The sequence below is a fragment of the Streptomyces sp. NPDC002156 genome, assembly GCF_053593675.1.
Window position 1 is genome coordinate 42856 of the sequence record NZ_JBSFDA010000070.1, and the last position, 7847, is coordinate 50702.

Below are 7847 nucleotides of genomic sequence, written 5' to 3' on the forward strand. Positions count from 1 at the left end.
CCGGACCGGATGGGGCACCGGTGTCATCTGGGCGGGTCGGCGAGTTCGGAGGCCTCCCCGCCGAACACGACCGCGCCCCGGCGGAGTTCGTACACGAGGGCCCGGCGGCCGTGCAGGGCGGGCGGCAAGCGCTGCTCGGCGACGATCACACAGGCGTCCAGCGTGCTCAGGAGCCCGTACGTGTGGGCCGCGACCACCGGTGACATGCCCTGCGCGGGCTCGTCGACGAGCACCACGCGCGCGCGTGCCAGCAGGGCGCGGGAGAGCGCGAGCATGCGCTGCTCGCCGCCGGAGAGCGTGCCCGCGCGGCGCGACAGCAGGGGCTTCAACTGCGGATAGGCGTCGAGTGCGGGCGTGGGGTCGGCGGCCGTCAGCTCCAGGTTCTCCCGGACCGTCAGCGACCCGAACACCGCCTGGCGTTCCGGCACCAGGCACAGTCCGCGCCGGGCCCGCTCGTACGGCGGCATCCGGGTCACGTCGACGCCGTCCCACACCACCGCGCCCCCGGACAGCGGCACCGCTCCGGCGAGGGCGCGCAGGACGGTCGTACGGCCGGAGCCGTTGCGGCCGAGCAGGACGGTGAGCCCAGGCCCCGGGGCGGTGAGGGAGACGCCGTGCAGGGCCTCCAGCGGGCCGTAGCGCACGCGCGCGTGCCGCAGGGCGAGGGTGGTCATCGGCCCACCGTCGCTTCCAGGGCGGCGAGGACCTGGTCGGGCGGCCCGGACGCGACGATCCGGCCCGCCGTCAGGACGTGGACCTCGTCGGCCAGGTCGGCGACCAGGTCGAGGTCGTGCTCGACGACCAGCAGGGCGGTGCCGTCGGCGGCGAGGGCGCGCAGCACGCGGGTCAGCGCGGCGACCTCGGCGGTGTCGAGACCGGCGGCGGGTTCGTCGAGGAGCAGGACGCGCGGGCTCCCGGCGAGCGCCCGGGCCAGTTCGACGCGGCGCAGGGTGCCCGTCGGCAGGTCGGCGGCGGGCAGCGAACGTACCGGTCCGTGGAGCCCGAGCAGCCGCAACGCCCGTTCCACCGCCGCCGGGTCGGTGACGCGGCCCTGTTCGGCGCCCACGCGGACGTTCTCCGCCACCGTCAACGACGGGAAGACCGCCAGTTGCTGGAAGGTCCGGGCGACACCGAGCCGGGTCCGGGCATGGGCGGCGAGCCTGGTGATGTCCCGCGTCCCGTAAAGCACCCTCCCGCGCGTGGGACGCACGGTTCCGGCGAGACAGTGGAAAAGGGTGCTCTTCCCGGCCCCATTGGGCCCGACGACCGCGGTGACCCGTCCCGGCCGGACGTCGAGATCCACCCCGTCGAGCGCCGTGAAGCCGTCGTAGCGGACATGGAGGCCACGCGCGCGGAGGAGCGGTGCGGGGGAGGAGACCCTGGGACCGGCGGCGGCCCCGGGAAGCCACCGAGGAGGCGGGGCGGTCGGGGGAACCGGCAGAGCCGCGTGAGCTGGAGCGGGCGGGCCGACGGTCTGCCGTGCGCCCTTGCCCAGCAGCCGTCCGCGCGGAGCGGCCTCCGGCTGTCTGTGCGGGTCGGCCTCTGACGGTCCGTGCCGCGCTGTCTCCGGCTGTTCGTGCAGGGCTGTGTCCGGCGGTTCGTGCGGTGCGCCTTCCGGCCGTCTGTGTGGTGCGGCTTTCGGCGGTTCGTGCGGTGCGCCTTCCGGCCGTCTGTGTGGTGCGGCTTTCGGCGGTTCGTGCGGTGCGCCTTCCGGCCGTCCGTGCGGTGCGCCTTCCGGCTGTTCGTGAGGGGCGCCCTCCAGCCGTCCGTGTGGTGCGGCTTCCGGCGGTCCGGGCCGCGGCGCCTCCGGCCGTCCGTGCGCTGCCGTCTCCGGCCGCCCGTGCCGTGTGTCTCCCGATCTCCCACGCCCTGCGGCCTTCAGCCGCCCCCGCGCGGCAACCCCCAGCGGCGTCAGCCGCGTCGTCCGTCTCGGCCGCAGCCGTTCCATCAGCGTGCGCAGGGCCTCGTACGGGCCGCCCGGGAAGCGGCCCACCAGGGCTGCCAGGACGCCGATCAGGGCGGCCGCCACGCCACCCCGCGCGCCCGCGTCCAGGCCCACCAGCAGGGCCGCGGCCGTCAGCGCGCCCAGGGTGCTGTCGGCGCCCAGGACCACCACCGCGGCGAACCACAGCAGGCCGCGTACGGGGTCGAACGCGCCGGGGTCGAAGGCGCGCAGGCCCATCGTGAGGAGGGCGCCGCCCAGAGCGGCCAGGGCGGCGCCCGTGACGAAGGCCAGCAGCTTCAGGGATGGGACCTGGACCCCTGACGCCGACGCGCCCTGTTCGTGGTCCCGCATCGCGGCCAGGGCCCGGCCCGTACGGCCCGTGCGCAGGAACCGCGTCGCCAGCAACGCGACCGCCAGTAGTGCCAGTTCCAGGACGTAGTACGCGCGGTCGCCCTCGAAGCCCGCCGGGCGGTGGACCGTCAGGCCCGCCGTGGCGTACGGCTGGGCGAAGACGAAGCGGCTCACCCCGACGCCCACCGCGAACGTGGCCAGCGCAAGGGCCAGGCCGTGGCGGCCGATCGCCGGCCAGCCCGTCAGCAGGCCCAGGGGAGCCACCAGGAGCACCGCCAGCGCCAGCGCGGCCAGTTCGGGGAGCCGGGGCAGGCCGGGGAAGCGGCCGGCCGCCAGCAGGGCCGTGAAGAGGGCGCCCAGGCCCGCGTACGCCGCCTGGCCCAGCGAGATCTGGCCGCCGCGGCCGGTCACCACCACCAGGGACAGCAGCACCACGCCCAGCGCCGGCACCTGGACCGACGTATGCAGGTCGGAGCCCGCGAAGCCCAGGGGGAGGAGAAACAGCACCCCCGCCACGATCCACGCGCCCGGCGGGGTCGGTACGCGGGCCGTCGCCGCGCGCGGGAGCGCGTCGCGCGTGCCGATGCCGGGCAGGACCAGGGCCGCGACCAACAGCGCGACCACGAACAGGTTGGTGGCGACGGCCTGGAGCAACGGCTGGGCCCAGCCCGACGGGTGAAGGCGCGTCAGCTGACTCTGGGCGACCCCGATGCCCAGAGCGACCAGCACCGCCACCGGGAGCGAGCGCATCCGGGCCGCCACCGCGACGGCCACCACCTCCATCACCAGCAGCGGCATGCCGTACGGGTCCAGGCGGACGTACGGGGCCAGCAGTACGCCCGTCAGGCCCGCGGTGAACGAGCCGAACGCCCAGCCCGCCGCGGCCACCCGGTCCGCGTCGACGCCGTTCAGCACCGCCAGCGGCCGGTCGTCGACCACCGCGCGCAGCTCCCGCCCGAACCGCGTCCACCGCGTGACCGCGCCCACGGCGACAGCCAGCACCAGGGCCACCGCCAACTGCCCCCACGGATCCGCCGACACCAGCTCGGGCGCGTCCGCCCGCGCCCCAGGACCCCACACCAGGACGGCCCCGCCCACCAGCAGGACGAACACGCCGATCGACGCGACCAGGGTCTGCGCCGGATCGCCGCCCAGGACCGCGAGCGGCCGGAACACGAACCGCTCCAGGGCCATGCCGATCGCCGGGGCCAGTACGAACAGCGTCACCAGGGCGCCGAGCCACAGCGGCCAGCCCCACTCGACCGTGCACTGCCGCAGCGCGTACGCGCACACCATCGCGATCGCGCCGTGCGCGAAGTTCAGCACGCCGGTCGCGCGGTACGTGACGATCAGACCGATGCCGGTGAGCGCCGCCGCGCCGCCGATCGAGAGACCCGCGAGGGTGAGGTCGTACGTCAGGGACGCCATCGGTCAGTCGTCCGCCGAGTCCGGCTCGCAGATCGGACAGGGGGCCAGCTCGCCGGTCGCCAGGAGCTTGCCGTCCACCGGTACCGCCTCCGGCTTCCCGGCGACCAGCGGACAGTCCGCGCGGTGCCACAGGGTGCCGCCCGGCACCATCAGCAGCCGGCCGCTGACGGCCACAGGAGCGGTGACCGGCTCTCCGGTGGCCTCGGCGGGCTCCGCGGCCACCAGGAGGCCGTACAGCTCCTCCACGCGGGCCGCGGCGAGCGTGTCCCGGCTGTGGGCGAGGAGGACGGCACCCGCGACGATCAGGGCGGCCCCGGGGACCGTGCAGGACGCGAGGTACGGCAGCTGCCGCTCGGCGAAGCGCTCGCCCGAGACGCCGTACCAGCCGAGCACGCACAGCACCGCGCCCGCCGCCAGTGCGGCCCAGCCCGTCCAGAGGACGGGACGCACGGTCCGCGGTCGAGCCGATCGAGCTGTCTGCATCCTTGGCTCCCACACGTCGTGTGTCCTGGCTGTGTCTGTCCAAGCCGGCCAATGGCTTGCACTATGCCCGCTGTCAGCTGACCCTGAAAGCACCGGGCATGCCTGGCCCGGACCGACACCCGGTGGTGAGCCAGATGGTTCTCGGGAGCGACCTCAGGCGGGGGAACGCACGGCGGGGCACGGCCATCACGGCCGCCCTGGTGCTCTTCCTCGGCCCGGCCCTCGCGGCGTGCAGCGACGACGACGGCGGAGGAGGCGGTGACGCGACCACGTCCACACCGTCCGTGTCCACGGAACCGACGGGCGCGACCGAGACGTCCGCGGCGCCGACCGGCGACGGTCCGGCCGATCCCGTCGCCGCCGAGAAGGAGATCCGGCAGAACTGGGTGAAGTTCTTCGACCCGGCCGTCTCCCTGAAGGACAAGCAGGCCGTCCTGGAGAACGGCGACAAACTGGGCCTGCTGCTCCAGGCCTTCAGCGGCGACCAGCGGGGCGGACAGGTCGAGGCGAAGGTCGAAGACGTCGAGTTCACCTCGCCGACCACGGCCAGTGTGAACTACGCGCTTCTCCTGGAGGGCGCCACGGCCCTGCCCAACGCCTCCGGCACCGCCGTCGAACAGGACGGCACCTGGAAGGTCACCGTCAACACGCTCTGCGCGCTGGTCGGGCTGAGCGGCAATGCGTCGACGGCTCCGGGGTGTTGAGTCGGCCGCCCTGGGGCTGCTGCTCCTCCTGAGCGCGGCCTGCGGCAGCCGCCTCCCGGAGAGCGACTTCGAGCACCGCGGTACCCGGACGACACCGTCGGCCGGTACGGCGCCCATCCGCGTCGGCATCATCGCCAGCGCCACCAGCCCGGTCGGCGCCACCGCCTTCACCGGCCCCCGGGACGGCGCGAAGGCCTGGTTCGAGCGGCTCAACGCGCGCGGGGGCATCGAAGGCCGCCCGGTCGAGGTCCGGCTGTGCGACGACGGCGGCAGCGGAGTCGGCAACAACGAGTGCGTGCACGAACTGATCGACGAGGACAAGGTCGTCGCCCTGGTCGCCACCACCGCCCTCGACTACGCGGGCGCCGACCTCGTCGCACGCGCACGCGTGCCCGACATCGGCGGCCAGCCGATCGGCGCGGCCTACGACACCTACCCGCACCTGTACGGCATCTACGGCAGCCTCGCGCCCAGAAACGGCACCCCGGGCTGGGGCGGGCGGTTGTACGGGGGCACGGAGGTCTACCGGTACTTCGTGCGCGAGCACGGGGCCCGTACGGCCGCCGTCGTCTCGTACAACCAGGCCGCCTCGGCCGCGTACGCCCGGCTGGTCGCCCGGGGTCTCAAGGCCGAGGGCTACGACGTGGTCACCGAGGCGGTCGACTTCGCGCTGCCCAACTTCCGCGCGGCGGCGGCCGACCTGAAGGAACAGGGCGCCGACCTCGTCTTCGACGCCCTCGACACCCACGGCAACGCCCAACTGTGCGAGGCGATGGACGAGGTGGACGCGAAGGTCACCGCCAAGGTGACGAACGTACAGAACTGGACCTCCACCGTCCCCGAGGACTACAAGGACTCCCCGCGGTGCCGCAACGCCCTCTGGGCGACCGGATCGAGCCGCAACCACGAGGACACGGAACAGGCCGCCGTACGGGAGTTCCGGGACGCGACCAAGGGGCTGAAGACGCGTTCCCAGTGGCAGTTGGAGGGCTGGGCAGCGGCGAGGTGGTTCACGGACGCGGCGAAGTCGTGCGCGGGAACGGGCATCACGCGCGCGTGCGTCGACGGTTTCATGAACCGGAGCGAGAACTACACCGCCGGAGGCCTGCTGCTCCCGGTCTCCTTCGAGCGGCTGGCAGAACCGCCGACGACGCGCAGGACGTGTCTGTCGGTCGCCCGGTGGCGGGACGGCAAGGGATGGGTCTCGCAAGGGGACATGAACAGCGACTGTTTCGACGTGCCGCAGCTGCCGTACAGCCCTTGATACAGACTTCGACCATGTTGGAGACCTCGGCACGACTCCTGCGCCTGCTCTCGCTGCTCCAGGCCCATCGAGAATGGTCCGGCGCCGCCCTGGCCGACCGGCTCGGGGTCACCCCGCGGACCGTGCGCCGGGACGTCGACCGGCTGCGCGAGCTGGGGTATCCGGTCAACGCGAGCCCCGGTACGGGCGGGGGCTACCAGTTGGGCGCGGGCGCCGAGCTGCCGCCGCTGCTGCTGGACGACGACGAGGCCGTCGCCGTGGCCGTGGGGCTGCGGACCGCCGCCGGGCAGGGCATCGAGGGCATCGGCGAGACCTCCGTACGGGCACTGGCCAAACTCGAACAGGTGCTGCCCGACCGGCTCCGCCGGCGTGTCGGGGCGCTGAACGCCTTCACGGTGCCGATGCTGCGCGGGCCGCAGCCCTCCGCCGTCGACCCGGCCGTCCTCACCGAACTCGCCCACCTCTGCCGGGACACGGAACGGCTGCGCTTCGAGTACCGGGGACACGAAGGAGCCGTGTCCCGGCGTACCGTCGAGCCGCACCGCCTGGTGTGCACCGAGCGGCGCTGGTATCTCGTCGCCTGGGACGTCGACCGCGCCGACTGGCGGACCTTCCGCGTGGACCGTATTACGCCGAAGCCGCCGCACGGACCGCGCTTCGCCCCGCGCAAGCCCCCTGCCGACGATCTCGCCGCCTATGTCTCCCAAGGGGTCTCCACGCGCGCGTACGCCTCGCACGCCGTCGTCCGGCTGCTGGTGCCCCTCGCGGAGGCCGCCGAGCGGATCTCGCCCTCCGCCGGGACGCTGGAGCCCGACGGGGAAGAGGCCTGTGTGCTGCGCACCGGGGCCGCGAGTCTCGATGTGATGGTCGTCCACATCATGCTGACGGGCTTCGACTTCGAGGTGCTGGAGCCCAGGGAACTCGTCGACGTGATCAGGACCGCCCGGGACCGACTGTCCCGCGCGGTGGCCCGGCCGGCTGTTACCGAGAGGGGATCCGGGGCGGCGTCCTGAAGCTTCGGTGCGGGGGTTCTGTGTGGAAGTCGTGGGTGTTTCATGCGCTCTGCCGTCCGGGTGACGACCGAGACGCGTGGCATCACCATGTATGGCGTGTGTAAGCGGCGCGTAAGGCGCCGGGGTGGAGATGAGCGGCGCAATTCGCCGTCCCCGAGTCGTCCTTCCGGCGTTCTTGGACGGGGTTTAACGGGGTTTATCGGGGGCTCTCGGAGGGGTGGTGAATTAGCCATGCATGATGATTATCGCTCGAAACAAGTGTCGTGATCCTGTGACAGAAGCGTGACCGGAGTCGTACCGGGAGATGCGAGGTGTCGGCGGCCGGGCTTTCCCCGGCCGCCGCCGGGCGCCTACGGTGACGGGCATGGCATCCATTCCCAGGCCCGAAGAACCTCAGGACAATCCGGACTCGTATGTCGGCCTCGACTCGACGCGGGCCGAGCGGCTCGCCCGGGAGCGCGGCTGGTCCGCGGTGCGGTCGCTGCCGCCCGGGGCGATCATCACCATGGAGTACCGGTCGGGACGGCTCAACTTCGAGGTCGCCGACGGCAGGGTGAAGCGCTGCTGGAAGGGCTGAGGCGACGCTGGTGCCCCCCCTGCGGCTCAGCCGTTGCCGGGCAGCGGGCGGGCCGAGGGGGCGCCGGTGCCGCGCGGGGCGC

At 73.6% G+C, this 7847-nt stretch carries 7 protein-coding genes; 4 read left to right on the forward strand and 3 right to left on the reverse strand.

The genetic code is table 11. The features are described 5' to 3' along the window. Nucleotides 1-23 precede the first annotated feature (23 nt). Genes ACWCRB_RS26400 through ACWCRB_RS26410 form a run of 3 tightly spaced genes read right to left on the reverse strand, consistent with a single transcriptional unit; the run spans nt 24 to nt 4207 of the window. Nucleotides 24-674, reverse strand: coding sequence for an ABC transporter ATP-binding protein (locus ACWCRB_RS26400; RefSeq protein WP_450998395.1), 651 nt, complete (start codon nt 672-674; stop codon nt 24-26). Continuing rightward, nucleotides 671-3724 carry an ABC transporter permease subunit gene (locus ACWCRB_RS26405; protein WP_450998396.1) on the reverse strand — a complete coding sequence of 1018 codons (3054 nt, stop codon included), beginning with the start codon at nt 3722-3724 and terminating at the stop codon, nt 671-673. Before ACWCRB_RS26405 ends, ACWCRB_RS26400 begins: the two co-directional genes overlap by 4 nt. Before the next feature lie 3 nt (nt 3725-3727). Continuing rightward, the gene (locus ACWCRB_RS26410; protein WP_450998397.1) at nt 3728-4207 is read right to left on the reverse strand and encodes a hypothetical protein; all 480 of its coding nucleotides are present in this window, start codon (nt 4205-4207) and stop codon (nt 3728-3730) included. A 134-nt stretch (nt 4208-4341) separates the two neighbouring features. Between ACWCRB_RS26410 and ACWCRB_RS26415 the strand changes: the two genes are divergently transcribed. The 4 genes from ACWCRB_RS26415 (at nt 4342) to ACWCRB_RS26430 (ending at nt 7765) form a co-directional block, all read left to right on the forward strand. Further along, nucleotides 4342-4911, forward strand: a complete 570-nt coding sequence (locus tag ACWCRB_RS26415; protein ID WP_450998398.1) for a hypothetical protein — start codon at nt 4342-4344, stop codon at nt 4909-4911. Next, nucleotides 4886-6175: an ABC transporter substrate-binding protein gene (locus ACWCRB_RS26420; RefSeq protein ID WP_450998399.1), complete on the forward strand. Its 1290-nt coding sequence runs from the start codon at nt 4886-4888 to the stop codon at nt 6173-6175. The genes ACWCRB_RS26415 and ACWCRB_RS26420 overlap by 26 nt, the downstream gene beginning before the upstream one ends. A gap of 14 nt (nt 6176-6189) precedes the next feature. After that, nucleotides 6190-7188: a helix-turn-helix transcriptional regulator gene (locus ACWCRB_RS26425; RefSeq protein ID WP_450998400.1), complete on the forward strand. Its 999-nt coding sequence runs from the start codon at nt 6190-6192 to the stop codon at nt 7186-7188. A gap of 364 nt (nt 7189-7552) precedes the next feature. Beyond that, a complete protein-coding gene (locus ACWCRB_RS26430; protein WP_450998401.1) occupies nt 7553-7765 on the forward strand; it encodes an I78 family peptidase inhibitor in 213 nt (70 codons plus the stop codon). Nucleotides 7766-7847 lie beyond the last annotated feature (82 nt).